The organism is Leucobacter sp. 1207-22, from assembly GCF_052850455.1.
Window position 1 is genome coordinate 39,609 of record NZ_VXCR01000002.1, and the last position, 26,960, is coordinate 66,568.

27 protein-coding genes are annotated in these 26,960 nt (G+C 59.9%); 25 read left to right on the top strand and 2 right to left on the bottom strand.

The features are described from left to right. From FW756_RS03335 to msrA, 9 genes are all read left to right on the top strand, one after another. On the top strand, nt 1-690 hold the full coding sequence (locus FW756_RS03335; RefSeq protein ID WP_446428775.1) for a YggS family pyridoxal phosphate-dependent enzyme: 690 nt from the start codon (nt 1-3) through the stop codon (nt 688-690). 30 nt (nt 691-720) lie between these two features. Further along, complete coding sequence (locus tag FW756_RS03340) at nt 721-1,200, top strand: cell division protein SepF (protein ID WP_446428776.1); 480 nt, start codon at nt 721-723, stop codon at nt 1,198-1,200. A 3-nt stretch (nt 1,201-1,203) separates the two neighbouring features. After that, the gene (locus FW756_RS03345) at nt 1,204-1,500 is read left to right on the top strand and encodes a YggT family protein (protein WP_446428777.1); all 297 of its coding nucleotides are present in this window, start codon (nt 1,204-1,206) and stop codon (nt 1,498-1,500) included. 84 nt (nt 1,501-1,584) lie between these two features. After that, nucleotides 1,585-2,220, top strand: coding sequence for a DivIVA domain-containing protein (locus tag FW756_RS03350; protein ID WP_446428778.1), 636 nt, complete (start codon nt 1,585-1,587; stop codon nt 2,218-2,220). Nucleotides 2,221-2,228: 8 nt separating this feature from the next. Beyond that, entirely contained in the window at nt 2,229-2,894 is a 666-nt protein-coding gene (gene lspA / locus FW756_RS03355; protein ID WP_446428779.1) for a signal peptidase II, read from the top strand. Continuing rightward, nucleotides 2,881-3,798: an RluA family pseudouridine synthase gene (locus FW756_RS03360; protein WP_446428780.1), complete on the top strand. Its 918-nt coding sequence runs from the start codon at nt 2,881-2,883 to the stop codon at nt 3,796-3,798. The genes lspA and FW756_RS03360 overlap by 14 nt, the downstream gene beginning before the upstream one ends. 208 nt (nt 3,799-4,006) lie before the next feature. Then, complete coding sequence (dnaE, locus tag FW756_RS03365; RefSeq protein WP_446429199.1) at nt 4,007-7,525, top strand: DNA polymerase III subunit alpha; 3,519 nt, start codon at nt 4,007-4,009, stop codon at nt 7,523-7,525. Between the two features lie 2 nt (nt 7,526-7,527). After that, the gene (nadE, locus tag FW756_RS03370; protein ID WP_446428781.1) at nt 7,528-8,361 is read left to right on the top strand and encodes an ammonia-dependent NAD(+) synthetase; all 834 of its coding nucleotides are present in this window, start codon (nt 7,528-7,530) and stop codon (nt 8,359-8,361) included. Further along, nucleotides 8,358-8,891: a peptide-methionine (S)-S-oxide reductase MsrA gene (msrA, locus tag FW756_RS03375; RefSeq protein ID WP_446428782.1), complete on the top strand. Its 534-nt coding sequence runs from the start codon at nt 8,358-8,360 to the stop codon at nt 8,889-8,891. Before nadE ends, msrA begins: the two co-directional genes overlap by 4 nt. A gap of 116 nt (nt 8,892-9,007) precedes the next feature. Here the strand turns inward: msrA and FW756_RS03380 are convergent, their stop codons facing one another. After that, nucleotides 9,008-9,517, bottom strand: coding sequence for a single-stranded DNA-binding protein (locus tag FW756_RS03380; protein WP_446428783.1), 510 nt, complete (start codon nt 9,515-9,517; stop codon nt 9,008-9,010). 167 nt (nt 9,518-9,684) lie between these two features. On the opposite strand from FW756_RS03380, the gene FW756_RS03385 reads away from it, so the two are divergent. Genes FW756_RS03385 through FW756_RS03395 form a run of 3 tightly spaced genes read left to right on the top strand, consistent with a single transcriptional unit; the run spans nt 9,685 to nt 12,355 of the window. After that, nucleotides 9,685-10,176, top strand: a complete 492-nt coding sequence (locus tag FW756_RS03385; protein ID WP_446428784.1) for a DUF6993 domain-containing protein — start codon at nt 9,685-9,687, stop codon at nt 10,174-10,176. Nucleotides 10,177-10,187: 11 nt separating this feature from the next. After that, complete coding sequence (gene ettA, locus FW756_RS03390; protein WP_446428785.1) at nt 10,188-11,867, top strand: energy-dependent translational throttle protein EttA; 1,680 nt, start codon at nt 10,188-10,190, stop codon at nt 11,865-11,867. Nucleotides 11,868-11,890: 23 nt separating this feature from the next. Continuing rightward, complete coding sequence (locus tag FW756_RS03395; RefSeq protein ID WP_446428786.1) at nt 11,891-12,355, top strand: acyl-CoA thioesterase; 465 nt, start codon at nt 11,891-11,893, stop codon at nt 12,353-12,355. Nucleotides 12,356-12,441: 86 nt separating this feature from the next. Here FW756_RS03395 and FW756_RS03400 read toward each other — a convergent pair whose 3' ends face one another. Further along, on the bottom strand, nt 12,442-13,314 hold the full coding sequence (locus FW756_RS03400; RefSeq protein WP_446428787.1) for an acyl-CoA thioesterase: 873 nt from the start codon (nt 13,312-13,314) through the stop codon (nt 12,442-12,444). Nucleotides 13,315-13,489: 175 nt separating this feature from the next. Here FW756_RS03400 and rpoZ point away from each other — a divergent pair, with 175 nt between their 5' ends. From rpoZ to FW756_RS03465, 13 genes are all read left to right on the top strand, one after another. After that, on the top strand, nt 13,490-13,744 hold the full coding sequence (gene rpoZ / locus FW756_RS03405; RefSeq protein WP_188024851.1) for a DNA-directed RNA polymerase subunit omega: 255 nt from the start codon (nt 13,490-13,492) through the stop codon (nt 13,742-13,744). 126 nt (nt 13,745-13,870) lie between these two features. Next, a complete protein-coding gene (gene metK, locus FW756_RS03410) occupies nt 13,871-15,055 on the top strand; it encodes a methionine adenosyltransferase (RefSeq protein ID WP_446429200.1) in 1,185 nt (394 codons plus the stop codon). A 5-nt stretch (nt 15,056-15,060) separates the two neighbouring features. Beyond that, on the top strand, nt 15,061-17,148 hold the full coding sequence (locus FW756_RS03415) for a primosomal protein N' family DNA-binding protein (RefSeq protein WP_446428788.1): 2,088 nt from the start codon (nt 15,061-15,063) through the stop codon (nt 17,146-17,148). A 192-nt stretch (nt 17,149-17,340) separates the two neighbouring features. Continuing rightward, nucleotides 17,341-18,552 carry a tryptophan synthase subunit beta gene (gene trpB / locus FW756_RS03420; RefSeq protein ID WP_446428789.1) on the top strand — a complete coding sequence of 404 codons (1,212 nt, stop codon included), beginning with the start codon at nt 17,341-17,343 and terminating at the stop codon, nt 18,550-18,552. Between the two features lie 682 nt (nt 18,553-19,234). Next, nucleotides 19,235-20,149, top strand: coding sequence for a methionyl-tRNA formyltransferase (locus FW756_RS03425; RefSeq protein ID WP_446428790.1), 915 nt, complete (start codon nt 19,235-19,237; stop codon nt 20,147-20,149). Further along, on the top strand, nt 20,146-21,624 hold the full coding sequence (locus FW756_RS03430) for a transcription antitermination factor NusB (RefSeq protein WP_446428791.1): 1,479 nt from the start codon (nt 20,146-20,148) through the stop codon (nt 21,622-21,624). Before FW756_RS03425 ends, FW756_RS03430 begins: the two co-directional genes overlap by 4 nt. Nucleotides 21,625-21,704: 80 nt before the next feature. Next, entirely contained in the window at nt 21,705-22,367 is a 663-nt protein-coding gene (gene rpe, locus FW756_RS03435) for a ribulose-phosphate 3-epimerase (RefSeq protein WP_446428792.1), read from the top strand. A gap of 54 nt (nt 22,368-22,421) precedes the next feature. Continuing rightward, nucleotides 22,422-22,685: a phosphoribosyl-ATP diphosphatase gene (locus tag FW756_RS03440; RefSeq protein ID WP_446428793.1), complete on the top strand. Its 264-nt coding sequence runs from the start codon at nt 22,422-22,424 to the stop codon at nt 22,683-22,685. Between the two features lie 25 nt (nt 22,686-22,710). Continuing rightward, the gene (hisG, locus tag FW756_RS03445; protein WP_446428794.1) at nt 22,711-23,553 is read left to right on the top strand and encodes an ATP phosphoribosyltransferase; all 843 of its coding nucleotides are present in this window, start codon (nt 22,711-22,713) and stop codon (nt 23,551-23,553) included. A gap of 13 nt (nt 23,554-23,566) precedes the next feature. Continuing rightward, on the top strand, nt 23,567-24,331 hold the full coding sequence (gene hisF / locus FW756_RS03450; protein WP_446428795.1) for an imidazole glycerol phosphate synthase subunit HisF: 765 nt from the start codon (nt 23,567-23,569) through the stop codon (nt 24,329-24,331). Continuing rightward, nucleotides 24,328-24,699: a phosphoribosyl-AMP cyclohydrolase gene (hisI, locus tag FW756_RS03455; RefSeq protein ID WP_446428796.1), complete on the top strand. Its 372-nt coding sequence runs from the start codon at nt 24,328-24,330 to the stop codon at nt 24,697-24,699. Before hisF ends, hisI begins: the two co-directional genes overlap by 4 nt. A 40-nt stretch (nt 24,700-24,739) precedes the next feature. Then, nucleotides 24,740-26,311 carry an anthranilate synthase component I gene (locus FW756_RS03460; protein WP_446428797.1) on the top strand — a complete coding sequence of 524 codons (1,572 nt, stop codon included), beginning with the start codon at nt 24,740-24,742 and terminating at the stop codon, nt 26,309-26,311. Between the two features lies 1 nt (nt 26,312). Continuing rightward, entirely contained in the window at nt 26,313-26,942 is a 630-nt protein-coding gene (locus tag FW756_RS03465) for a Trp biosynthesis-associated membrane protein (RefSeq protein WP_446428798.1), read from the top strand. The last annotated feature ends 18 nt before the right edge of the window (nt 26,943-26,960 follow it).

Below are 26,960 nucleotides of genomic sequence, written 5' to 3' on the forward strand. Positions count from 1 at the left end.
TTGGAACAGCAGATTGATACCGTGGCACTCGCTGAGCGGCTCTCGCGCGTGCAGTCCGATGTTGCGTCTGCATGCTCGGCCGCTGGTCGTGCGGCGGATGACGTCACGCTGATCGTCGTCACAAAGTTTCACCCTGCAGCGCTGGTGTCTGCACTCGCAGACCTCGGTGTTCGCGATGTCGGAGAGAACCGGCACCAGGAAGCGCGTGAGAAGGCAGCCGAACTTGCTGACCTTGATCTGAACTGGCACTTCATTGGCCAGTTGCAGACGAAGAAGGCAAGGCAAGCTGCGCAGTATGCCACTGCTATTCACTCCATTGATAGCGAGCGCCTCGTTGATGCGCTTGCGCCAATTGAGCGAACGATCGATGCGTTCGTGCAGATCAATCTCACCGATGACCCAGGTCGGGGTGGCATTGAACCAGGCGCAATTGAGTCGCTCGCTGAGCGGATCCTGGAAACACCATCACTTCACCTGCGTGGCGTGATGGCTGTAGCACCACTTGAAGAGGAACCCGCTCGTGCGTTCGAACGTCTCGCTGGTTACTCGGAGCGGGTACGCTCGCTTGATTCCAGCGCCACTGCGATTTCGGCGGGCATGACCCACGATTTTGCAGAAGCTATCGCTGCAGGGGCGACACACCTGAGAATTGGAAGCGCAATTACCGGGAATAGGCCGCCCCAGCGGTAACCTCGGAGCAAGCATTGTAGGGAGTAACAAATGGGTAACCCGCTGAAGAAGACGATGGTATTCCTGGGCCTCGCAGAAGAGGACCTTGCCGCTGAGGCCGCCGAGCAGGCTGCCCCTGTGCAGCGTCCCGCTGCTGCTGAGGCGGCTCCTGCGAAGGCAGCACCGCGCCCGACGGTAGCGCCGCTGCGTCGAGTGACGCCGGTTCGTCATCAGCCGGCTCAGCCTATGAGTGAAATCCTCACGGTGCATCCGACCGAATACAAGGACGCTCGCGCTATTGCCGAGAGCTTCCGCGAGGGTGTGCCCGTAATTCTCAACCTCTCCCGAATGGGGGAGTCAGAGGCGAAGCGACTGATCGACTTCGCGAGTGGTTTGACACTTGGTTTGCACGGGCGGATCGAACGTGTTACCAGCAAGGTCTTCCTGCTCACCCCAGAGCATATTGAGGTGGGCAGCGATGAGCCCACGCGTGAAGAGACTGGTTCGTTCTTCGTGAGCCCCAACGCCTAACACGTGGAGATTCTGCTTATCCTCACCACTGTGGTCCGAACCCTCCTTCGGATCTACGTGTTGTTCCTCTGGGCTCGACTCATTATTGACTGGGTCGTCGTGCTGAACCCTCGTTTCCGCCCACGCGGTATTGTTGCCGTGTTGGTTGAGTTTGTTTTTAGCATGACTGACCCTCCATTGAAGGCGATTCGCAAGGTCCTCCCGCCCATTCGACTTGGCCAGGTGTCAATAGACATGGGTTGGATGATCGCAATGTTTGTTTGTTGGATCGCACTCGGTATTATTCCGGGTTACTTCTAAACAACTAAGCGGTATTGCCACTTTGTTTGCTAGCGTAAGTGTGACGATCATGCGAATGGTCCCCAATCGAAAGAGACGGTAACGATGGCTTTGACACCTGAAGACGTGGTGAATCAGAAGTTCACGATCACCAAGTTCCGTGATGGCTACGACCTCGACCAGGTCGATGATTTCCTCGACACGATTGTCGAAGAGTTCCGCCAGCACGAAGCTGAGAAGGCTGAACTGCAGGCCAAGATTGACGAACTCACCGCACAGCTTGAAGAGGCTCGCGCGAACGCTAGCCAGGCTCCGGCTGCCCCGGTAGCGGCTGCGCCCCAGCCTGCGGCTCCGGCTGCAACCGAGAGCTCTGCTTCGCTCGAAGCAGACGCGGTCAAGTCGAGTGCAATGCTGCAGATGGCTCTCGAGCTTCACGACAAGTACGTTCGCGAAGGTGAAGAAACCCGCGACCAGCTCGTTGGAGATGCCCAGAAGAAGAGCACTCAGCTCGTCACCGATGCAGAGCGCACCGCAAAGAAGCTCACCGATGACGCGCAGACAAAGCGCGAGGCTGAGATGCGCGTACACACCGACGAAGTGAAGAGCATCAAGGGTCGTATTGTCGACCTGCGTCAGTTCGAGGCTGAGTACCGCACAACCCTGCGTTCGTACATTCAGTCTCAGCTTCGTGGTCTTGACACCACGAACGAGCCTGAGGGCATTCCCGAGGGCGTCGAGTAATACCTACGGTGGCTGAAGACATTATTCCCGCCACCGAACCTTCGCAGACCGCGAGGGCGACACATCGATCCATCTGGATCCCTGCGTTGCTCGTCGCGGTCGCGGCGGTTGTGGCAACAATTGACCAGCTCACGAAGAACTGGGTCGTTGCGAATCTCCCACCTGGTGAACCGGTGAAGGTGTTTGGCGAGGCGCTGCAGTGGCTCTTCGTGCGGAACCCAGGTGCCGCCTTCTCCATGGCGAGCGGCGCGACTTGGGTATTCACGATCCTCGCCGCGGTGGTCGCTGGTGTGATTATCTGGCAGATCCGACGGTTGCGATCCGTGCCCTGGGCGCTGTTCCTCGGGCTCCTGCTCGGCGGAGTTCTCGGCAATCTGACTGACCGTTTGACGCGCGATCCGGGCTTCCCTGAGGGGCACGTCATCGACTTCATTTACACGCCCTGGATGATGCCTGCGATTTACAACCTCGCAGATGTCGCCATCGTGTCAGCAATGTGCATCTTTGTGCTGGTGACGCTCCTCGGTCTGCCGATCACTGGTGGCCCGCGTGAGAAAGCACAAGCTGCCGCCGAAGCGTCAGCTGCTACTGACGAGCCAGCCCAGTCAGACGCTGTGGTCGATACAGCCGTAGCTTCTGAACTCGAGAAAGAAGATCGCAGTGGAACAGCGTAGCCTTCCCGTCCCGCCCGGACTTGCCGGTGAACGGGCAGACGCTGCACTCGCGAAGCTGCTTGGTTTCTCGCGTACGTTCGCGCAGTCTGTGCTCGCCGCCGGTGGTGTCGAGCTCGATGGTGTGGCGCTCGGCAAATCAGATCGTCTCGCTGAAGGCGGATGGTTGTCGATCGAGTGGACTGAGCCGCAGGGCCCCGAAGTGATTCCGGTCGACGTCCCAGAACTCGGCATCATTTACGATGACACTGACGTTGTGGTGATTGACAAGCCAGCCGGGGTTGCTGCGCACCCTTCGATTGGTTGGACTGGACCAACGGTGCTCGGCGCACTCGCAGGCGCTGGTTACCGCATCGCGACGTCAGGTCCACCTGAGCGCCAGGGCATTGTGCACCGACTCGATGCTGGAACGAGTGGTCTCATGGTCGTCGCGAAGAGTGAGCACGCATACAGTGTGCTCAAGCGCGCATTCAAAGACCGCGAAGTGCACAAGATTTATCACGCTGTTGTCCAGGGCCACCCTGATCCTTCTGCTGGGACTGTGGAAGGTGCCATTGGGCGCGCGCCAGGTAACGAGTGGAAGTTTGCGGTCACGAGTGACGGCAAGCCCTCGATCACGCACTATGAGACGCTTGAAGCGTACCCATACGCGACGCTGCTTGAGATTGAGCTTGAGACAGGTCGAACGCACCAGATCCGCGTCCACATGTCGGCACAGCGTCACCCATGTGTTGGGGATGCGATGTACGGCGCTGATCCGACGCTCTCCGACCGACTACAGCTCGATCGCCAGTGGCTGCATGCGAAGCGTCTTGGCTTCCGGCACCCAGACACTGGCACGTACGTGGAGTTCGAATCGGAGTATCCCGCTGATCTCGCCCACGCCCTCAAGGTGCTCGACGCGTAGCAACCGCGATCCGCGCACGGCGCACTGATCCGCCCACCAAGAATGATGATTCTGAACAGAATCCGATCTTGGTGGGCGGATCTTGTTTGTTCAGCGAGTGCCAAGAACTCGGGCGTCTGGCAGGGTACCCTGGAGATCGTCGAAAGGGGCCTGACCGGTGTCAGATAAAGACGGGTTTGTTCATCTTCACGTGCATAGCGAGTACTCGATGCTCGATGGTGCGGCACGCGTCGGGCAACTCATGGACGCGGTTGAAGCCCAGGGGATGCCGGCTGTTGCGGTAACTGACCACGGCAACATGTTTGGCGCGTTCGATTTTTGGCGGCAGGCGAAGGATCACGGCCTGAACCCGATCATTGGCATCGAAGCGTACCTCACTCCCGGGACGCACCGCACCGATCGTACGCGCGTGCGGTGGGGCAATGGTGGTGGCGACGACGTGTCGGGTGCTGGCGCCTACACGCACATGACGATGCTGTCCGAGACGACTCAAGGTATGCACAACCTCTTCCGGCTGTCGTCGCGAGCATCGATGGAAGGCTACTACTTCAAGCCGCGCATGGACCGCGAGCTCTTGCAGACGTACGGCAAGGGGCTCATCACGACGACCGGATGTCCATCGGGAGAGATCCAGACACGACTGCGTCTCGGTCAGTACGACGAGGCTCGTAAGGCCGCTGGTGAGTTCCAGGACATCTTCGGCAAGGAAAACTTCTTCTGCGAGATCATGGACCACGGCCTCGAAATTGAGCGTCGTGTGCAAAACGATCTCATGCGGCTCTCGAAGGAACTCGCGATTCCACTCGTCGCGACCAACGACCTTCACTACGTTCACGAGGCAGATGCCGAGGCGCACTCTGCGCTGCTCTGCGTGCAGTCGGGGTCACGCCTTGACGACCCGAACCGCTTCAAGTTTGACGGCTCTGGTTACTACTTGAAGAGCGCTGCTGAGATGCGGCACATCTTCCGCGACTATCCGGAGGCCTGCGATAACACGCTCCTCATTGCCGAACGCTGCAACGTTGAGTTCAATACTTCTGCGAACTATATGCCTGTCTTCCCTGTCCCTGACGGGGAGAGCGAGGACAGCTGGTTCGTGAAGGAAGTCGAGAACGGCCTCCACTACCGGTACCCAAACGGCATTCCTGACGACGTTCGGAAGCAGGCGGAGTACGAGATCGGCGTGATCACGCAGATGGGCTTCCCTGGATACTTCCTCGTTGTTGCCGACTTCATCAACTGGTCAAAGAAAAACGGCATTCGTGTTGGACCCGGCCGTGGTTCAGGCGCTGGCTCCATGGTGGCGTACGCGATGCGCATTACAGACCTTGATCCGCTGCAGCATGGACTCATCTTCGAGCGATTCCTCAACCCAGATCGTGTCTCGATGCCCGACTTCGATGTCGACTTCGATGATCGCCGCCGTGGCGAGGTCATTAAGTACGTGACCGAAAAGTACGGCGATGAGCGTGTGGCGCAGATCGTGACCTACGGCACGATTAAGTCGAAGCAGGCCCTCAAGGATGCGTCTCGCGTGCTGGGCTTCCCATTCGGCATGGGTGAAAAGCTCACCAAGGCAATGCCGCCAGCGGTGATGGCGAAGGACATTCCGCTTTCTGGTATTACTGACCCCAATCACCCGCGGTATAAGGAAGCATCTGAGTTCCGTGCCGTCATCGACGTTGATCCCGAGGCGAAGCAGGTCTACGAGACCGCGCTTGGGCTTGAAGGCCTGAAGCGTCAGTGGGGTGTGCACGCTGCCGGTGTCATCATGTCGAGTGACCCGCTCATTGACATCATTCCGCTGCAGAAGCGTGAGCAGGACGGTCAGATCGTCACGCAGTTCGACTACCCAACGTGTGAGGGGCTCGGCCTGATCAAGATGGACTTCTTGGGCCTGCGTAACCTCACGATTATTTCTGATGCGCTCGAGAACATTCGCTTGAACCGAGGCGAAGAACTCGACCTGGAGCACCTTGAGCTTGATGATGCTGAGTCGTATGAGCTGCTCGCCCGTGGCGATACTCTCGGTGTGTTCCAGCTCGATGGCGGCCCGATGCGCGGCTTGTTGCGCCTCATGAAGCCGGATAACTTTGAAGACATTTCGGCAGTGCTCGCCCTGTATCGCCCGGGTCCAATGGGCGCAGACTCGCACACCAATTACGCTCTTCGTAAGAATGGTCTGCAGCCGATCACTCCGATTCACCCGGAGCTCGAAGAACCACTGCAAGATATCCTCTCGACGACCTTCGGCCTGATCATTTATCAGGAGCAGGTGATGTCGATCGCGCAGCGCGTAGCGGGCTTCTCGCTCGGTCAAGCCGATATCTTGCGTCGCGCGATGGGTAAGAAGAAGAAGTCGGAACTGGACAAACAGTACGCTGGCTTTGCCGGCGGTATGAAGGAGCGCGGCTTCTCTGAGGCGGCGGTCAAGGCGTTGTGGGACATCCTGCTCCCGTTCTCGGATTACGCGTTCAACAAGGCGCACTCCGCCGCGTACGGTGTGGTGAGTTATTGGACCGCGTACCTGAAGGCGCACTACCCGGCTGAGTACATGGCCGCGCTGCTCACGAGTGTTGGTGACTCGAAGGATAAGCTCGCGCTTTACCTCAACGAGTGCCGCCGTATGGGCATCAACGTATTGCCACCCGCTGTCAACGAATCGTTCTCGAACTTCTCTGCTGTGGGAGATGACATCCGCTTCGGCCTCGGCGCGATTCGTAACGTCGGCACGAACGTGGTTGAGGCGATTCGAGAGGGGCGTGAACAACAGGGGCGCTTCGAGACATTCCACGACTTCTTGAAGAAGGTCGCTATCGCGGCGTTGAACAAGCGCACGGTGGAATCGTTGATTAAGGCTGGTGCGCTCGATGGCATGGGTGGTACCCGCCGTGCGTTGCTTGAGATTCACGAAAGCGCGGTTGAGAGCGCGGTGAAGGACAAACGCGACGCGGAGATGGGCAACGTCGGATTCGACTTTGACAGTCTGTTCGCTGAGGTAGCTGAGGACTCCGGTTCGGCTCCTGCTTCTTCGATCCCAGATCGGCCTGAGTGGACCAAGAAAGACAAGCTCGCGTTCGAACGCGAGATGCTTGGCCTGTATGTCTCAGATCATCCACTCCGTGGACTCGAGACAGCGCTCGCGAAAGAATCATCGACAAACGTTGAGAACGCGACGAACCCTGACGCGAACATGGACGGTGAGACTGTTGTACTCGCTGGTCTCCTCACGAGCGTGCAGCACCGCACTGCGAAGTCGGGAAACCTGTATGGCATGGTCACGCTCGAAGACTTCACGGGCGAGATCCAAGCGCTGTTTATGGGAAAGTCTTACCAAGAGTTTGGGCACATGCTGGTGCCTGACTCAATCGTTGCGCTTCGCGGCAAGCTCAACGCGCGCGACGACGGAATGTCGATGCACGCGTATGGCGTTCGGCCCGTCGATGCGGTCGTGCAAGACGATTCGCAGATGCTGACGATTTCGCTCCTTGATACCCGTGCCACTGAGCGGGTAATGGATGAGCTCCTCAATACGTTGAAACGACACTCGGGGGAGAGCGAAGTGCGTCTACACTTGGCAACCTCACACGCAATTCGTGTGTTCGAGCTACCTCTGAAAGTGCGTGTCAGCACCGAGCTGTTTGGTGAGCTGAAGGGAATCCTTGGGCCGCGGTGCCTCTCTCCTGTGGAGGAACTTGTCGGTGGCGGCGAGCGGAGTAGCCTGTAGTCATGCGTGCGATGCAAGAAGCGATCATTTCTGCCCTCGGTGTGCAGCCTGAAACGGATGCTGCCGCAGAAGTCGAAGCGAGGGTCCAGTTCCTTGCTGACTATCTGGACTCGGTACCTGGCGCAGGCGGCTACGTCCTTGGTATCTCTGGCGGGCAGGACTCGTCACTCACTGGGCGTCTCGCCCAGCTCGCGGTTGAGCGAGTGCGCGCGGCTGGGAAGACAGTGGAATTCATCGCTATGCGTCTTCCCTACGGTGTGCAGCATGACGAGGACGATGCTCAGCTTGCATTGCAGTTCATCCGTGCAGACCGGACAGTGTCCGTCAACGTTGCAGCAACCGTCGATGCGACAGTTGCTGAGCTGGAACGCGCCACTGGCGAGCCAGTAACTGATTTTAACAAGGGCAACATCAAGGCGCGTGCGCGTATGATCGCGCAGTACGGCGTTGCAGGCGATCGTCGAATGCTCGTGATTGGTACGGATCACGCCGCTGAGGCAGTCACTGGCTTCTACACGAAGTTCGGCGATGGGGCGGCAGACGTTACTCCGCTTGCCGGCCTGAACAAACGACAGGGGGCGGCAATGCTCGATGCGCTCGAGGCCCCGCGTCGACTCTGGGAAAAGATTCCCACCGCTGACCTGCTTGATGGCGACCCAGGACAAACCGATGAGGACAATCTTGGCGTCTCGTACGCTCACATTGACGACTACCTTGAAGGTCGCGAGGTGCCGGATGCCGCGGCTGATCGAATCGAGCACCTCTACCGTGTGAGCGAACATAAGCGTCGTATGCCTGTGGCACCCGGCGATACTTTTTGGAAGGTGGCACGATGAATAACGAACAGACGTGGGTGCTTGCAGGCGGGTGCTTCTGGTGTCTTGACGCGGCCTATCGGGCGCTGAGAGGCGTTTCTGCGGTCGAGTCAGGTTACACCGGCGGAACATACCCGAACCCGACCTATCAGGCGGTTTGCACCGGGCAGACTGGACATGCTGAGGCCGTGCGCGTGACGTTCGACGCAGACATCATCCCTGAGGACGTCATTCTTGATGCGTTCTTCACCATGCACGACCCCACTCAGCTCAACCGCCAAGGGAATGACGTTGGCACGCAGTATCGATCTGCCATCTTTGTTGCGGATGAGCGTCAGCGTGAAGCGGCCATCGCGGCACTTGCGCGTGCGGATGAGATCTGGCCAGGCGAGGTCGTCACTCAGCTTGATGAACTCGGGGAGTGGTATCGAGCCGAAGAATCGCATCAGGACTTCTTCGCAAAGAACCCTACCCAGGGATACTGCCTCGCAGTTGCAGTTCCAAAAGTGAACAAGGTGCGTGCGCGCTTTACTGAGTACCTCAGAGATTAGCGAGCGGTCGATCGTACTCACACGCGATTGCTGGATGAGTTGCGGTCAGCTGTGCCCTGTGCCCCGTGCGCTGTTCATGCACGGGGCACAGCTGTACCTGATGCAGCACCTGCAAGCTAAAACGGTGTGGCTATGAGCTCGCGGTTCTCTGCGTGGTCCTCTGCACGGGCTTGCGGAGCCGGAGCGGTGAAAGTCGTCGACGAAGCCGTCGGTGTTGCTGTATCGGATGAGGTCGCTTGTTCAGCATCGTCATCACCGCGCTCTGGCTCAAGCGGTCGCTTGCTGAACGACGAAACGCCCCACAGCAAGTCGTGCCCAACGGCTTCAGCATCAATCTCGACGGCGGTGCCAGACTTCTCATCATTCACCCACTGACGTACGCGGAGCCTGCCGTGTACAAGCACTCGCTCACCCTTTGCGAACGATTCACGGGCGTGGGTAGCGAGACGTCGGAACAAATGCACAGTGAACCAATTGGTGTCGCTATCAACCCACTTGTTCCCCTCTCGGTCGAATCGCCTGGAGGTGCTCGCGAGACGGAACGAGCAGAACTCGACTCCGCTTGCTGACCGATGAAAGCGTGGAACCGTTGCGATCTGACCGACCACGGTTACTGGCTGAGACATGATGACCCTCGTTTCTCTTCACATATGTTGGGCCACTCAGCATCTCTTGCAGCAGGGGCGCCGTCGGGCGATCTCACGCAAAGTGGAAAGATCCGCACCCAAATGGGCATGACCCCTTCTGTGAACAACACTGCATTTGCAGGGACGCACCTCCTAAGATGGGTCGCGTGAAGACTACAGATCACCGCCGAACCCTTCGCCGCACTGGCGCAGGCATCGTCGCCGCGCTCGCCGCAGTGACACTGAGCTCGTGCGCCTTGCTTTCTGGCCCGACTCCCGACACGCCTGAGCGGCCGACAACGCCAGTTCCCGAGGTGGCACCTGAATTTGTCCCTGACGGGTCGGCTGAAGACAACCTGCCCTACTTCACTGAGGTGATCCGTACATTCGCTGCAGGCACGGAAGAAGTGCGGGGCCAGCAGGTCTCTACCGCGGTCATGAACGCAGGCTTTTCGAAGGACGCCATGCAGGTATCGTTCGATGAGACCAAAACCGATCTCGTTGCAGACGCAATCTATGTCTCTGTTCGCATCGACGAGTCATGCCTCCTCGGACAGGTGATGACCGAGGACCGCACGTTCGTCACGCGCGTGGATGCCGCCCTCGGGCCGAATAATGACATCTGCCTAATTGGGCAGACTCGCCTGATCGATTGGTAGGCTTGTGAACCATGGCTGAGTACATTTACCAGATGGTTCGCGCGCGCAAGGCGGTCGGCGAAAAGCTCATTCTCGATGACGTGACGATGTCGTTCCTGCCCGGCGCGAAAATCGGTATGGTCGGCCCTAACGGTGCCGGTAAGTCGACGATTTTGAAGATCATGGCCGGGCTTGACACTCCCTCGAACGGTGAAGCTATGCTCACCCCGGGGTACACCGTCGGCATCCTCATGCAGGAGCCCGAGCTTGATGAGTCGAAGACTGTCCTGGAGAACATCCAGGACGGCATCGCAATCAAGGCGAAGGTTGACCGCTTCAACGAGATTTCGGCGCTCATGGCAGAGCCTGACGCAGACTTTGATGCGTTGCTCGCTGAGATGGGCACGCTGCAGGAAGAGATCGACGCAGCTGACGGCTGGGATCTCGACAATCAGCTCGCGCAGGCGATGGACGCACTGCGTACCCCTCCGGCTGAGGCTTCGGTCTCAAACCTGTCGGGTGGTGAGAAGCGTCGTGTCGCACTGACCAAGCTGCTCCTCCAGAAGCCTGACCTGCTCCTGCTCGATGAGCCGACGAACCACCTCGACGCTGAGAGTGTGCTCTGGCTTGAGCAGCACTTGCAGAAGTATCCCGGCGCGGTCATCGCGATTACGCACGACCGGTACTTCCTTGACAACGTTGCTGAGTGGATCGCTGAGGTCGACCGCGGTCGTCTCTACCCCTACGAAGGCAACTACTCGACCTACCTTGAGAAGAAGGCTGAGCGCCTCGATATTCAGGGCAAGAAGGACGCCAAGCTCGCAAAGCGTCTGAAGGACGAGCTCGAGTGGGTTCGTTCGAGCGCCAAGGGTCGCCAGACGAAGTCGAAGGCTCGTCTCGCTCGCTACGAGGAAATGGCTGCTGAGGCGGAGCGCACAAGGAAGCTCGATTTCGAGGAGATCCAGATCCCAGCTGGTCCACGTCTGGGCAATGTCGTCATTGAGGCGAAGGATCTCGTCAAGGGATTCGATGGGCGCACGCTCATCGACGGTCTGTCGTTCAGCCTTCCGCCGAACGGTATCGTCGGTGTCATCGGCCCGAATGGTGTGGGTAAGACCACGCTCTTCAAGACCATCGTTGGACTTGAGCCTCTCGACGGTGGCGAACTGAAGATCGGTGAGACGGTTCAGATCAGCTACGTGGATCAGAACCGCGCAAACATCGACCCTGAGAAGAACCTCTGGGAAGTTGTTTCTGATGGCCTCGACATCATCACGGTTGGTAAGACCGAGATTCCGTCGCGCGCATACGTGTCGAAGTTTGGCTTTAAGGGCCCGGACCAGCAGAAGAAGGCTGGCGTGCTCTCAGGTGGCGAGCGCAACCGACTGAACCTCGCGCTGACGCTGAAGCAGGGTGGCAACCTCCTGCTCCTCGATGAGCCGACGAACGACCTTGACGTTGAGACCCTGCAGTCGCTGGAGAACGCGTTGCTCGAGTTCCCCGGTTGTGCAGTGGTCATTACTCACGACCGTTGGTTCCTGGATCGCATTGCGACGCACATCCTTGCGTACGAGGGCACCGAAGAGAACCCGTCGAATTGGTACTGGTTCGAGGGTAACTTCGAGGCATACGAGGCAAATAAGGTTGAGCGCCTTGGTGCCGATGCTGCGAAGCCATCGCGTAGCCACTACCGCAAGCTGACTCGCGACTAAGTCACACGGATTGAGTACAGAAGATGGCGCGCGCGCATATCGACCTTGAACTGAGGTGGGCGGATCAAGACGCCTACGGTCATGTCAACAACGTGACCTTTGCTCGGTACCTCGAGGAAGCGCGCGTGCGCCTCTTCTGGCTCGGCTCCGGCAGGGAGCAGACGGGCATGGAGAAGCATTTCAGGGGCGACGCTCCTGATGGCCCGAAGATGCTTGTTGCGAGCCAGCAGATTGAATTTCTCCGGGTGCTTGAATACTCAGAGCACCCCATCACCATCGAGATGTGGATCGGTAAGTTCGGCGGCTCAAGCCTCGAAGTCCACTACGAGATTTTTGACGGTTCGAATGCGGAACGCAGCGTTGTTGCTCGCGCGATCACAACGGTTGTGATCGTTGATGGGGAGACGCTCCGTCCGACTCGACTGTCGCCAGAAGGACGTGCCTCGATAGAGCCGTGGAAGGATACGCCGCTCACGCTGCGCCGATAGGCGAGCGGAGCGGCGTTGCCGTTTCATCCTGACGAGGAACCGTTGATGCTCGGGGCGCCGAACGTGCCGAGCACGTGCAGGGTGACTTAGTTCTGGGGGAGCCTGACCGTCGATTCCTGCGCGACGGTGGCAACGAGTTCGCCAGCTGTGTTGTAGAAGCGACCCTGCGTTAGCCCGCGACCGTTGCTGGCAACTGGGGTGTCGAGTTCATAGAGGAGCCACTCATCCACCCGGAATGGGCGATGGAACCACACCGCATGGTCAAGGCTTGCTGCCTTGAAGCCAGGGGTCGCCCACGGAATGCCATGGCGACGCAGCACCGGCTCAATAAGCACGTAGTCACTCGCAAAGGTGAGCGCTGCAGCGTGCAGCATGTCGCCATCTGGCATGGTGTCCCTGGCGCGCATCCACACGCGCTGGTAACCAGTCTTCTCCTCGACTTTCAAAAGCGTGTCGCTCTCGACATACCTGAAGTCAAACGGGCGGGCGAGGATCCACGATGCTCGACCGCTGTCAGCAAGATGGCCGTATTTCTCCCACACTGACGGAAGTTCGTCTGGCGGAGTAATGCCGGCCATGTCGTAGGGAGTCTGATGCGCAATGCCTCCGGATTCAATCTGGAACGAGGCGATCATAGCCATCACCTCGCGGCCATCTTGATATGCCTGCACGCGACGGGTTGCGAATGAGCGACCGTCGTGCAGTGGCGTAACCTCGAAGGTCATGCGCTCATCGGCAACGCCGGGGCGAAGGAAATACCCGTGCATTGAGTGCACTCGGTGATCCGCGCTCGTCGTCGTCCCTGCCGCCGCGATGGCTTGCCCCATAACTTGGCCGCCGAATGCGCGCCCGTGTGGGGTTGGGAAGGGAGGCCCGGTGAGAATATCTGAACTCGTGCGGGCGCCTGCGTCGACGACGCTGAGCATCTCGACGAGGTCTGGAACAACGAATTGTGTCATGTCATTACTCCTAGTGAGCCGCGATGACGTGTGTGTCAGGCGTGGGGGTACGGTCAGCTTATCGCCACAAATATGCGACTGGAGATGAGAGAAACACACTTCACGAGGGTGGCGCGTCGACGTTTTTGATTCGACTCGGCTAGAATGTCAAGGTCTACCAGAGGAGAGTGTCCCCATGGCCAATGTGAACGGCATCATCGACCCACCCATCGACGACCTTCTCGAGAAGGTCGATTCGAAGTACGCACTGGTGATCTTCGCGGCACAGCGCGCGCGTCAGATCAACGATTACTACTCCGATCTTCACGACGGCAACCTGTTCGACAATGTTGGACCGCTCGTAGAGTCGGCAGTTGACGACAAGCCCCTCTCGATCGCGCTGCATGAGATCGTTGAAGACAAGCTCGAGATGAAGCGCCGCTCGGCGTAACATTTCTTCGTCTTGTGGCGCTCTGAGCGTCACTGTCGGTGGCGCCGGATACCCTTGTGGTACCGGCGCCACCGGCTTTTCAGCGGGAGGCGTCTCGCACCCACCACCTATCTAAGGAGCACCGTGCTGCGTCAGTTCACTTCGGAATCGGTTACCGAAGGACACCCCGACAAGATCTGTGATCGTATCTCTGACACGATCCTTGATGCCATGCTCGAGCAAGACTCAGGCGCGCGTGTCGCGGTTGAGACGCTCGTGACCACTGGCCTCGTGCACGTGGCTGGCGAAGTCAACACCACGGGGTATGTTGAGATTCCGCAGCTCGTGCGCGACGCCGTGCGTGATATCGGCTACACGAGTTCCGACATGGGGTTTGATGGCTCGTCATGTGGCGTATCAGTCTCGATTGGTCAGCAGTCACCTGACATTGCAGACGGCGTTGATACTTCACTTGAAGCACGTGAAGGTGCCGAGATTGATGAGCTGAGCCGCCAGGGTGCTGGCGATCAGGGCATCATGTTTGGTTACGCAACAGACGAGACTCCCGAGCTGCAGCCGCTTCCGAGCTGGATCTCGCATCGCCTTGCTGAACGCCTCGCGTTCGTTCGTAAGGAAGGCATCATTCCTGAGTTGCGTCCTGACGGCAAGACTCAGGTGACTGTCGGGTACGACGGTGACCGGGCAGCGTCGATTGAGGCACTGGTTGTCTCAACCCAGCATGGTGCAGACATCTCACAGCCCGCGCTTCGTGACGCAGTCATTCGAGAGGTGATCCGCCCGGTGCTTGACCGTGTTGAGCTGCCAAGCGATGACGCAAAGCTGTTTATCAACCCGGCTGGCCCCTTCGTTGTCGGTGGACCCATGGGTGATGCGGGGCTGACAGGTCGCAAGATCATCATCGATACCTACGGTGGTGCGAGCCGTCACGGTGGCGGTGCTTTCAGCGGCAAGGATGCGTCGAAAGTTGACCGTTCGGCCGCATATGCGATGCGTTGGGTAGCGAAGCACGTCGTGCGCGCAGGCCTTGCGAAGCGTGCAGAGCTGCAGGTTGCTTATGCGATTGGTGTTGCTGAACCAGTGGGGCTCTACGTAGAGACTTTCGGCACTGAGACCGTGCCAAGCGAGCGTATCGAGGCGGCGGTTCGCCAGGTGTTCGATCTGCGTCCGCTCGCGATCATTCGTGACCTTGATCTGTTGCGTCCAATCTTTGCTCAGACGAGCGCGTATGGGCACTTTGGTCGCGAACTGCCAGACTTCACGTGGGAAGCAACGCCGCGTATCGACGAGCTGCGTGCAGCAGCGGGCCTGTAGTTCACATGACCGGGTGTTCATGTCAGCTGGCAGAAGCCCCCGGCACTCGGCGGGTTGCTCAGGTACTGCTGGATTCAGCGCTGCCGCAACTCGACCACCTGTTTGACTACGGGATCCCAGAAGAGCTGGCCGACAGCATTGTTGTCGGCCAGCGAGTCCGGGTGCCGTTCCGATCAAGCAGTAGAAACACGTTTGGCTGGGTGATCGGATTCGCTGAGGCGAGCGAATTCAAAGGTCAGCTCTCACCGATTACGGACCTTGTCGGCAGCGTGCCGCTGTTGACCCCCGAGGTGTGGCGCCTTGCACGTGCGGTTGCTGATCGCGCAGGTGGATCAGCTGGCGATATTTTGCGACTCGCTATCCCTGGTCGACAGGTTCGCGTCGAGAAGAAGCACATCGCGGCAGGAGCTGCGGCACTGGAAGCGGGGGCGACGACCAAGAGCCTCGAGTCCTTCAATGAAGAAGTCGTGGCCCCGGTTGCGGTTGCGCTCGGCGACGGTGTGTCCACTGAGCCGGAAGGCACGGTTGAAGACCAAATCGCGACCCAGTTGTGCGCTGGTGCTCGTCTTGCGATGACGCTGTCGCACGGTCCTGAGCGGCTATCGACAGGCGAATGGGTTGGCGGTTGGGCGCTTCGTCTCGCCCGTCAAGCAGTCGCAGTGTTTGAACAAGGTCGCAGCGTGATTATCATTGCCCCTGATTACCGTGACCAAGATCAGATTCTTGATGCACTCTCTGCCATCGGGCATGACGACACCGTCCGCGTGGATTCCCGACAGTCGAACGGTGAACGATACGCAAGTTTCCTCCGCGCGCTCGATAAGGAGCCGCGAATCATCGCGGGGAATCGATCCGCCGTGTATGCCCCAGCCCACATGCTTGGGGCAGTCATCGTGTGGGATGACGGCGACCCGCTGCTGTCTGAGCCGCTTGCGCCCTATGTGCACGCACGCGATGCCGCGCTGGTGCGAGCAGAGCAGAGCGGCGCTGGGCTGTTCTTTGCCGCGCACGCGCGCAGCACGGACGTACAACGGCTCGTAGAACTCGGGTATGTCGACGCGCAGGTAAATCCACCTCGCCGAACCCGTGTGATTCACGCAGATTCTGCGCTCGCGCCTGACGCGTTCGCGGGTCGCGTTCCTGAATTTGTGGCGCGTGAGATTCGTCGCGCGTTGCGCACAGGGCCAGTGCTCGTGCAGGTGGCGACCGCTGGCTATGCTCCAGTTGCCGTCTGCGCAGATTGCAATGATCTCGCTCGGTGCGGTGCCTGCAATGGCCCCTTCGGTTTTCGTGCCGCTGGTCGTGCGGCGTGCCGCTGGTGCGGCGAACCGCCTACCGGGTGGGAATGCCCGACCTGCGAGGGGCGGCAACTCCAAGAGCGAGGCATGGGTTCTGGCCGAACGGTTGAGCAGTTTGAACAACAGTTCAAGGGCTTCCGTGTGCTGTTGAGCGATGGTGAACACCCCCGTGAAAGTGTTGATGCGCGCCCGGCACTCGTCGTTGCAACGCGCGGTGCTGAACCGCTTGCGGCAGGTGGCTATCGGGCTGTGGTCTTGCTTGATGCAGAACGACTCTTGGGGCTACCGCACCTACGAGCAGGAGAAGACTGTCTGCGTTGGTGGGAAAACGCGGCTGCACTCGCACATCCAGACGGTGTCTGCATCATGGCCTCAGGTGGTGGTGATGTCGTGCAAGCATTTGTCTCGGGTCGCACAGAAGAGTGGCTGCGACGGGAGCTCCGTGATCGCCAGCAGTTGCGCTATCCGCCAGCTGTACGGGTGGTGAGCGTGTCTGGTGGCCGCGCAGAAATTGATCGTGCGCTGTCGACGCTCGAGAAGAACCCTGCGGTGACTGGCTTCGATGTGCTCGGCCCGACCGCATTGCCGCCTGAGCCAGGGCTGCCTCAACTCAGCCGTGCGATTGTGCGTTTTGAGTACAGCCGTGGGGCAGAAATTGCGAAACGGCTCCGAGGTGCCCTGGTTGCTGATGCCGCAGGCGGATCCTCGAAGGCTCGCACGAAGAGTGCACCGGGTCGAGCGCGGCCTGAGGCGCTGAGACTGCGGTTTGACGATCGCGGAGTCTTTGATGGTTGAGTATGCGTGCGACCATCGCCTTGACCGTGGTAGTCTTCGTGCATGCTTATGAATCGTCAGTGGTGGCACGCCGGGAGGCGTGCCCGTTCGTGAGCTAAAAAATAACGAATCCGACACCGCCTCGCCAGGGGCGGTGTTTTCTTTTTGTTACGCGACCCGGTGGCGGGTCCCAACAACAAGGAGTCATCGATCATGGTCGATACGACATCAACTTCCACTTACCGCGCAGATGCGAGCGGTTTCTTCGGCGATTTCGGTGGGGCAGAGTTGCCTCCGTTCCTCGTGGAGCCAATCGCGGAGGTGGCTCGTGCGTATGAGGAGGCAACGCAGGACCCTGGCTTTATGGAGGAGTACCAGTCGCTCCTTTCGAAGTACGTCGGGCGCCCATCGTTGCTGTACTACGCAGGGAACCTCACCGAGAAGCTCGGCGGCGCAAAGGTGTACCTCAAGCGTGAGGACCTGAACCACACCGGCGCACACAAGATCAACCACTGCCTCGGCGAAGCGCTCCTTGCGAAGCGTATGGGCAAGAAGACCCTCATCGCTGAGACAGGTGCAGGTCAGCACGGTGTTGCACTCGCGACCGCGGCTGCACTCACTGGCCTCAAGTGCGAGATCCACATGGGCGCGATTGACATTGCGAAGCAGCACCCGAACGTCGTACGCATGGAACTGCTCGGCGCGAAGGTCGTCTCGGTCGAAGAAGGCGGCAAGACCCTGAAAGAAGCCGTTGACTCGGCATTTGGAGTCTTCGCGGCGAACCCCGAAGAGTACTTCTTCGCTATTGGTTCAGTCGTTGGGCCGCACCCGTACCCGTCGATGGTGCGCGACTTCCAGTCGGTCGTCGGCCGCGAAGCACGTGAACAGATCATCGCAGAGGAAGGCAAACTTCCTGACTACCTCGTCGCAGCAGTCGGCGGTGGATCGAACGCGCTCGGCCTGTTTGATGCGTTCCTCAATGACGACTCGGTCAAGATTCAGGGTGTTGAGCCAGCAGGTGAAGGCCTCGACTCGGATCGTCACGCGGCGACGATGACGCTCGGCACGCCAGGCGTGCTGCACGGCATGCGCACGGTGGTGCTCCAGGATGCTGATGGCGAGCCTTCGGCAGTGCACTCGATCGCTTCGGGTATTGATTACCCTGGCGTTGGCCCACAGCATGCACACCTCGCAGAGCTTGGTCGCGTCGAGTACGTCTCGGTCACCGACGTTGAAGCGCTGGAAGCCTTCCAACTCCTGACCCGCACGGAGGGCATCATCCCCGCGCTCGAGTCATCGCACGCACTCGCGCAGGTGATCAAGCTCGCACCGACGCTCGGCAAGGAGCAGATCATCATTGCGAACCTCTCGGGTCGTGGCGATAAGGACGTCGACTTCGTCGCGGAGCGCCTGCGCCAGGCGTAGTTCCTACCTCGCAGCGCCCAAACTCGCGAAACTCGCAACGCCCAAGCCCGCGAAACTCGCACTTTCTCCCGAAACAGGTCGTTTCATGCGCATGAATCACCCCGTCTCGAGAGAACGGCACCGTTTCGAAGCTGTGGAGCGATGAGCTTACGCTGCAACGCGCATACGTGGGGCGCGGATCCGGAACACTCGGATCCGCGCCCCACGCGTATATCCGGACTCTGCGTTGTGGGGTGTCAACCCACAAACTCCATAAGCTCCGCCAACCCCACAAACCTCGGGAACCCCGGGAACCCCGTGAGATGGGTCCGTTCTGCCGAGATGGCCCCCTTCATGCGTCGGTAATCCTTGATCTCGACAAAACAGGGGTGTTTCGACGGTGCGGCCTCCTGCGGTGGCCGCCATCCCTATAGGGAAGTGGCGCTATGGCTCCACCAATCTTTCAACACGCAGTGGGCGCGACCTGTGTCGATGACCCGGTCACCGCCACAGGCCCTCGGCTGCCCTCGAACAACGCCGAAAAGGGGCGTTTCTCTCGAGATGAGGTGTTGCTCGCGTATGCAAGTACCTATCTCGGCGGAAAGTGCCCGTTTCGAGGGGTTTGCCCATGGGGGCGGCCCTGTTTCCCGCTGCTTGGGCGGGCAAGCAAGGAGGACCATGGAAGACCTGAGAGAATGGAACAATGCGCATCATCTTTGCTGGAACCCCAGAGTTCGCAGTTCCGAGCCTCAGGGCACTCGTGGCGGCAGGCCACGACGTCGTCGGAGTGATCACCCGTGAAGACGCCCCGCTCGGGCGTAAGCGTGTTCTGACACCATCACCTGTCGCAGCAACGGCTGACGAACTCGGTCTGCCAATCCTGAAGGCAAATCAGCTGGGTGACGCGGAGACCGAATGGGCGAAGACCCTGAACGCAGACCTTGGCGTCATCGTTGCGTACGGTGGCCTCGTCCGGCAGGCGCTGCTCGATACGCCAGCCAATGGGTGGATCAACCTGCACTTCTCCGACCTTCCGCGTTGGCGTGGTGCTGCACCCGTGCAGCGTGCGCTCATGGCGGGGGAGCAGGAACTCGGAGTCACGGTGTTCCGCCTCGTCCCAGCACTCGACGCGGGTGACGTTCTCACTCGTGACGCGAAGACTTACCCACTGGGTACCTCCGCAGGAGAAGCGCTGACCGATCTCGCTGACTTTGGCACGGCTGCGTTGATCCGCGCCGTGCAGGTACTGGCAGATACCCCCGAGTCGGGGACGCCGCAGGAAGGTGAGACCAGCTACGCGCACAAGCTCACCCGTGAAGACGGCAAGCTTGACCTGACCCAGCCCGCAGCCGCGGTACTCGCCACGTGGGCGGGTGTCACCCCAGAACCCGGAGCGTATGCGTTCCTGGGGGAGCAGGCCATCAAGCTGCGGACGATCCGCCCGACGACGCTTCCCGCGCCGGGGGAGCCAGGCACCGTCACTCTCGTGAACGGCACCGCCCTTCTTGCACTCACCGATGGTGCACTCGAACTCGTAACCGTACAGCCAGCGGGTAAGCCCGCCATGGCAGCAGATGCTTGGCTCCGTGGCCGACAGGAAGCAACGATCCTCGCATGAACCAGCGCAACAACGCACGTAACGACCGTCCCGCACGTAACGACCGCCACCAGCGCGACGACCGCCCGGCACGTAAGCCACGCATTTCACCAGCACGTCTCGTCGCATACGACGTGCTCCGTGACGTCGAAGACCGCGAGGCATACGCAAACCTTGCCCTCCCCGCACGCATCCGCGAAGCAGAACTCGACGGCCGTGACGCCGCACTCGCAACCGAGCTCGTCTCAGGCACGCTCCGCTGGCGCGGCCGCTACGACGCAATCATCGCGCTCGCCGCAAAGCGCAAGATCGAGGACATCGATTCGCGCACCCGCAACGTGCTGCGCCTCGGCGCGCACCAAATGCTCGGCATGCGCACGGCAGCGCACGCAGCAGTGAACGAGAGCGTCGAACTCCAGCGCCACGTGGCAAACCGAGGTGCAGACGGCTTCGTCAACGGTGTCCTCCGCCAGATCGGCCGTGCAGACAACACAGAGTGGGACGAGCGCATCACCGCAGACGCCTCGAGTGCAGACGAAGCGCTCGCCGCACGCACCTCACATCCGGTATGGATTGTCCGCGCACTCCGCGACGCCCTCACTCTCGAAGGCCGCGCAGACGAACTGCACTCACTCCTCGAAGCAGATAACGCCTCACCCCGTGTCAGCCTTGCCCTCCTGCCAGGCACAGATGTCACGCCCGACGCGCTCGCCGCAGAGCGTGAAGATCTCGAGCCAGCTGGCTTCGCCCCGACCGGCATCGAACTCGCGGGTGGCGACCCAGGCCGCATCATCGCCAACGCCGACGTGCGTGAGGGCTACCTCCGGGTGCAGGACCAGGGTTCACAGCTCGCGGCACTCGCGCTGACGCGTGTGCGTCCGATCAAGGCAGGGGAGCGCTGGCTCGACCTCTGTGCAGGTCCTGGTGGCAAGACCGCGTTGCTCGGGGCTGAAGCACTCACCGCCGAAAACGTCACTGTGCGTGCAAATGAGGTGTCACCACACCGTGCCGATCTCGTACGTCGCTCGGTTGAGGGTGTTGAAGCCGCGGTGGAAGTGGTGTCGCACGACGGTCGTGACCACGGCGCGTATGGCGGGGCTGAGGCGCGATTCGACCGCATCCTGGTCGATGCACCGTGCTCAGGCCTTGGTGCTCTGCGGCGGCGCCCTGAGGCGCGGTGGCGCAAAAGTCTCTCAGACATTCCCGAGTTGGCGAATTTGCAGGGCGAATTGCTCGATGCGGCATTCGAGCACCTCACAGTCGGCGGTGTACTGGCATATGTGACCTGTTCGCCGCACCTGGCGGAGACCCGTGTTGCGATCAAACGCTGGGTCGGCCGTCACGAGAATATTGCAGAGCTTGATGCGAAGGAAGTTGTCCGGCGCGAAGCTCGCGGTGACATCGATCTCGCTGGTTCAACAAAGAGCGTGCAGTTGTGGCCCCATCGTCACGGGACAGATGCGATGTTTATCGCGCTGTTTGAGCGCACGGCGTAGTTCCTCCTGTGTGAGTGCGGGCGCGGGCGTGGAAGTCAGTCGGCGTCCGAGCGCTGCTATTCCACGGTAAGATTGCCCCTGTGACTGAGCAGCGCATCAATCCCAGCATCCTTTCGGCAGACTTCGTGAACTTGCAGTCTGAGCTCGAGGCAATCCGTTCGGCGGATCTCGTGCATGTCGACGTGATGGACAATCATTTTGTGCCCAACCTCACGATGGGTCCGCCCATTGTTGAGCGGATCCAGGCGGTCTCGCCGATTCCGCTCGATGTGCATCTCATGATCTCGGACGCTGACAAGCATGCGCCGACATATGCCGAACTCGGTGCGTACTCGGTGACGTTCCATGCAGAGGCTGCGACTGATCCTGTTGCGCTTGCGCGCAAGATCCGCGACATTGGCGCACGTGCTGGCATTGCCTTGAAGCCGGGAACTGACCCCGAGCCGTACCTCGAGTTGCTTCCTGAGTTTGACCAGGTGCTCGTGATGACTGTTGAGCCAGGTTTTGGCGGGCAGTCGTTCATGCCTGACATGATGCCGAAGCTGCGTCGCTTTGCTGAGGCAAAGCAGAAGCTCGGCCTTGACGTCTGGCTGCAGGTCGACGGTGGTATCTCGGTCGACACGATCGGTATCGCGGCTGAGGCTGGGGCCGACACCTTTGTTGCTGGCTCGGCCGTCTACGGTGGCGTTCCTGAAGAGCGAATCGCAGACCTTCGCGTCGCCGCTGCGGTGCACCAGCACTAGGCTCGCGACTTCAGCTGGCAAATTTCTGAATCCGACTGCGATACGCTGGTGACTGTGAAAACCTTCGAATCACTCTTTACCGAGCTCTCAGAAAAGGTTGCTGCCCGCCCAGAGGGCAGTGACACCGTCGCACGCATTGACGCGGGCGTCCATTCGATCGGTAAGAAGATCGTTGAAGAAGCGGCAGAGGTCTGGATGGCTGCCGAGTATGAGTCTGATGACGAGTGCGCGGAAGAGATTAGCCAGCTGCTCTACCATCTGCAGGTGCTCATGCTCGCAAAGAACATCAGTCTTGAAGACGTCTACCGTCACCTCTAAACACACGAAAGAAGCGCTGTAACTCATGCTTCGCATTGCTATTCCCAATAAGGGCTCGCTCTCTGAAACTGCTTCTGCAATGCTCGCAGAAGCAGGCTACAACGGCCGTCGCGATAGCCGCACGCTGGTGCAGGCAGACCCGAAGAACGACGTCGAGTTCTTCTACCTCCGTCCCCGCGATATCGCAACCTATGTTGGTTCTGGCGCGCTTGACGTCGGTATCACTGGTCGCGACCTCCTTCTTGACTCCGCATCAGCTGCGACAGAGATCGCTGAACTGAACTTTGCAGACTCGACCTTCCGTTTCGCTTCCCCCGTCGGGAGTGACATCTCTGAGATTGAGCATCTCGAAGGTAAGCGCGTTGCGACGAGCTACCCAGTGCTTGTGGGGAACTTCCTCGCAGAGCGCGGCATTAATGCGACGACCGTCAAGCTTGACGGTGCTGTTGAGTCTGCCGTGCAGCTCGGCGTTGCAGACGCAGTAGCCGATGTTGTATCGACTGGCGCGACGCTACGTGCGGCCGGGCTGTCAATCTTCGGTCCAGTCATCCTTGACTCAACGGCGCTCATTATTGGTGGCCCGACTGAGCACCCAGGAATTGACCGACTGCTTCGTCGACTGCGTGGCGTGCTCGTTGCGCGTAAGTACGTGATCATGGATTACGACCTTCCTGTCGCAAAGCTTGAGGCAGCTGTCGAGATTGCAGGTGGCATTGAGTCCCCAACAGTCTCTCCGCTCCGCAATGAGGGATGGGTTGCCGTTCGCGTGATGGTACCTTCTGCAGACGCAAACGAGATCATGGACAAGCTCTACGACCTCGGTGCACGCGCAATCCTTGTGACCGCGATTCACGCGGCGCGTCTGTAAAGGGGGAGTGCACATGGCTACGACGGTTCGTGTCATCCCCTGCCTTGATGTTGCGGCAGGTCGCGTCGTCAAAGGCGTGAACTTTCTCAATCTTCGTGACGCTGGTGACCCGGTAGAACTTGCAGCAAAGTACGCGCTCGAGGGCGCAGATGAGCTCACCTTCCTCGATGTCACGGCAACCGTCGATGACCGATCCACGACGTACGACGTCGTGCGACAGACTGCCGAGCAAGTCTTCGTTCCGCTCACCGTCGGTGGTGGCGTGCGTTCGGCGGAAGACGTCGCTCGTTTGCAAGACGTTGGCGCTGACAAGGTCGGTATCAACAGTGGCGCGATTGCTCGCCCCGAGGTCATTGGCGAGATTGCTGATCGATTTGGGTCGCAGGTTATCGTGCTTTCTCTCGATGTTCGTCGGAGTGAGCGCATGCCATCTGGCTTTGTCGTCACGACACATGGTGGCAAGCGAGAGACTGATCTCGACGCAATCGAGTGGTGCCGTAACGCAGTTGAACGCGGCGCAGGTGAGTTGCTCGTGAATTCAATGGACGCAGACGGCACACGAGATGGATTCGACCTCGAGCTCATTTCTGCCGTACGCGAGGTTGCGAGCGTGCCGCTCATTGCCTCGGGCGGCGCCGGCAAGCTCGAACATTTTGCGCCAGCTGTCGATGCAGGCGCTGACGCGGTGCTTGCTGCATCGGTGTTCCACTATGGCACTTTCACGATTGCTCAGGTGAAGCAGGCGCTCGCTGATGCTGGTCACTCGGTGCGACTGTGAGTGCGAACATTTCTGCAGCTGAGCTGCTTGAGGCTGCGGTGTTTAATCCCGATGGTCTCTTGCCTGCGATCATTCAAGATGATGATTCAGGCGCGGTACTTATGTTGGCGTGGATGGACGCCGAAGCGATCCGCCGCACGTGCGAATCGGGTCGCGTGACCTTCTGGTCACGCTCACGTCAGGAATACTGGCGTAAGGGAGACACCTCTGGGCATCGGCAGTATGTGAAAAGCGTCGCGGTTGACTGTGACAACGACACACTACTCGTGCGAGTGGAGCAGATTGGCGCCGCTTGCCACACTGGCTCTCGCACGTGCTTCGATGGTCGCGCCGTCGAAGTCATCGTTGGTGAAGCCGCGGTTTCGTAACTCTGCAAATTACGAGGGAAGTCCGCGCTAGGCTGGAGCCGTGAACTCGACGACCACCCGCGCAGCGTTTGATGCAGCGCGAGCTTCCCAGTCCGTAATCCCGGTTCGCCGCGAGATCTTCGCAGATGCAGACACTCCCGTCAGCATCTACCGTAAGGTCGCGGCTTCGCGCCCAGGCACGTTCCTGCTGGAGTCTGCTGAACAGGGTGGCGTATGGACCCGCTTCAGCTTCGTCGGAGCAGGGTCTTTTGGCGTGCTGAGTGAAATTGATGGAAAGGCGGCCTGGCGCCCAAGCGGGACGGAACTCTCTGAGGATCGCCTGCTCCCAGGCGGTGTATCTTCGCTTGCTCCAGTCGAAGCATTGAGTGCAGTCTACGATCGCTGGCGTGCTCCGCACGATCCTGATCTGCCGCCGCTCGCAAGTGGATTCGTGGGGTACCTCGGCTGGGAAACCGTGCGCCAGTTTGAACAGCTGCCGGTGAACGACAAGCCTGGAACCAACCTCCCCTCGCAAGGGCTGAGCTTTGTCTCTGAACTCGTGGTGATCGATCATCGCGAAGGTTCGGTTGTGTTGCTTGCCAACGTGCTCAATGACTCGGTTTTGGGGGAGCGCGGGGCACATGGTGGCACGTCATCGGACGAGCAGTGGGCCGATGCGCAACGCCGTCTCGATGCGCTACAGGCAGCACTCGCTGAGCCTCTGGCGTCGCCGCTGAATACGATTGACCGTGAAGCGCTTGCTGCACCTACCCGGTTGACCACGAGTCCCGAGTTCGAAGCCGCGGTTTTGCAGGCAAAGCAGCACATCGTCGACGGCGACATTTTCCAGGTGGTGCCCTCGCAGCGGTTCGATCAGGAATGCACGGCTGATCCGCTCGATGTCTATCGCGTGCTTCGCCACCTGAACCCGAGCCCGTATCTCTACTTGCTGCAGCTCGAAGACGCGTCTGGTAAGCCGTTCGCAGTCGTTGGTTCGAGCCCCGAGGCGTTGGTGACGATTCAGGCTTCTGGTCATGTGATGACCCACCCGATCGCCGGGTCGCGACCGCGAGGGGCGACCGTGGATGAGGACCAATTCTTTGAACGTGATCTGCTTGCCGATGAGAAAGAGCGTGCAGAGCACTTGATGCTTGTAGATCTTGCACGAAATGATCTCGCACGGGTGTGCGATCCGGCCTCGGTAGAGGTCACCGAGTTCATGCGTGTTGAGCGGTTCAGTCACATCATGCACATCGTCTCGAGTGTCGAGGGGAAGATCGCAGCAGGCAACAGCCCGGTTGATGTCTTCCGATCAACGTTCCCTGCCGGAACGCTGTCCGGTGCACCAAAGCCGCGAGCCCTCGAGATTATCGACGAGCTCGAGCCGGTGAAGCGTGGCGTTTACGGCGGTGTGGTTGGGTATTTCGGCTTCGGTGGGGCGGCGGATCTCGCTATCGCGATCCGCACCGCGACGATTCAGGACGGCGTTGCAATGATTCAGGCCGGTGCGGGCATCGTGGCTGACTCGGTTCCCGCGAGCGAGGACGAAGAATGCCGCAACAAGGCTGCGGCTCCATTGCGGGCTGTGGCGATTGCGAATTCGCTGCGGACGGCAGCAGAAGAGAAGGCATAGTATGCGGAACAAATGGGCACTCATCTTGGCGATTGCCGTGCTCGGGGGTGGATCACTCATTATCGGGTCGCAGGGATGGGTGCAGTATGACATCACTCAGCTCGGCGTCGATGAAACTATCGGTCTCGGGGCGGTCAGTGGACATGCTGCAAACCCCGCGCTCTCTCCCGTCGCCGTCGCCGCGCTCGTGGCGTCCCTGGTGCTCGCAATTGCTGGATCGGTGTTTCGGCGTGTCCTTTCTGCACTCATTGTCTTGCTCGGCGCTGGAATCGCTTACGGGGGATACAGCGTGCTCGCCGATCCGATCGCGGCAGTTCGCGGAACGGCGACGGAACATACGGGCCTCGTCGGAGACGCCGTCGATGCAGCAACGATTGCTACCGTGACGATGTGGCCGAGCGTCGTTATTGCGACAGGTAGCCTGATCGCCGTGCTCGGTGTGGTAGCGCTCTTTGTCTCAGGCGGCTGGGGTGCGGGAGACCGGAAGTACGCGAGTGCTTCTGAGAAGGCGAATGCAACAGCGCAGACGGCCTCGGGCGACAGGAAGTCTTCGAAGCAGGCTGGTCCTGATCGGATTTCCGACTGGGACGCATTGAGCGATGGCGACGACCCCACGCTTTCAGGGGCATAGGGGAGATCTTGGCCTCCC

Excerpts from the sequence above, each read along its gene's own strand:
- hisG (WP_446428794.1), top strand. The coding sequence starts at position 22,711 with ATGCTTCGCATTGCTATTCCCAATAAGGGCTCGCTCTCTGAAACTGCT.
- msrA (WP_446428782.1), top strand. The coding sequence starts at position 8,358 with ATGAATAACGAACAGACGTGGGTGCTTGCAGGCGGGTGCTTCTGGTGT.
- FW756_RS03400 (WP_446428787.1), bottom strand. The coding sequence starts at position 13,314 with ATGACACAATTCGTTGTTCCAGACCTCGTCGAGATGCTCAGCGTCGTC.
- FW756_RS03430 (WP_446428791.1), top strand. The coding sequence starts at position 20,146 with ATGAACCAGCGCAACAACGCACGTAACGACCGTCCCGCACGTAACGAC.
- nadE (WP_446428781.1), top strand. The coding sequence starts at position 7,528 with ATGCGTGCGATGCAAGAAGCGATCATTTCTGCCCTCGGTGTGCAGCCT.
- FW756_RS03395 (WP_446428786.1), top strand. The coding sequence starts at position 11,891 with ATGGCGCGCGCGCATATCGACCTTGAACTGAGGTGGGCGGATCAAGAC.
- ettA (WP_446428785.1), top strand. The coding sequence starts at position 10,188 with ATGGCTGAGTACATTTACCAGATGGTTCGCGCGCGCAAGGCGGTCGGC.
- dnaE (WP_446429199.1), top strand. The coding sequence starts at position 4,007 with ATGCTCGATGGTGCGGCACGCGTCGGGCAACTCATGGACGCGGTTGAA.
- FW756_RS03465 (WP_446428798.1), top strand. The coding sequence starts at position 26,313 with ATGCGGAACAAATGGGCACTCATCTTGGCGATTGCCGTGCTCGGGGGT.
- FW756_RS03340 (WP_446428776.1), top strand. The coding sequence starts at position 721 with ATGGGTAACCCGCTGAAGAAGACGATGGTATTCCTGGGCCTCGCAGAA.
- hisF (WP_446428795.1), top strand. The coding sequence starts at position 23,567 with ATGGCTACGACGGTTCGTGTCATCCCCTGCCTTGATGTTGCGGCAGGT.
- trpB (WP_446428789.1), top strand. The coding sequence starts at position 17,341 with ATGGTCGATACGACATCAACTTCCACTTACCGCGCAGATGCGAGCGGT.
- FW756_RS03415 (WP_446428788.1), top strand. The coding sequence starts at position 15,061 with ATGACCGGGTGTTCATGTCAGCTGGCAGAAGCCCCCGGCACTCGGCGG.
- FW756_RS03380 (WP_446428783.1), bottom strand. The coding sequence starts at position 9,517 with ATGTCTCAGCCAGTAACCGTGGTCGGTCAGATCGCAACGGTTCCACGC.
- FW756_RS03350 (WP_446428778.1), top strand. The coding sequence starts at position 1,585 with ATGGCTTTGACACCTGAAGACGTGGTGAATCAGAAGTTCACGATCACC.
- rpoZ (WP_188024851.1), top strand. The coding sequence starts at position 13,490 with ATGGCCAATGTGAACGGCATCATCGACCCACCCATCGACGACCTTCTC.
- FW756_RS03425 (WP_446428790.1), top strand. The coding sequence starts at position 19,235 with ATGCGCATCATCTTTGCTGGAACCCCAGAGTTCGCAGTTCCGAGCCTC.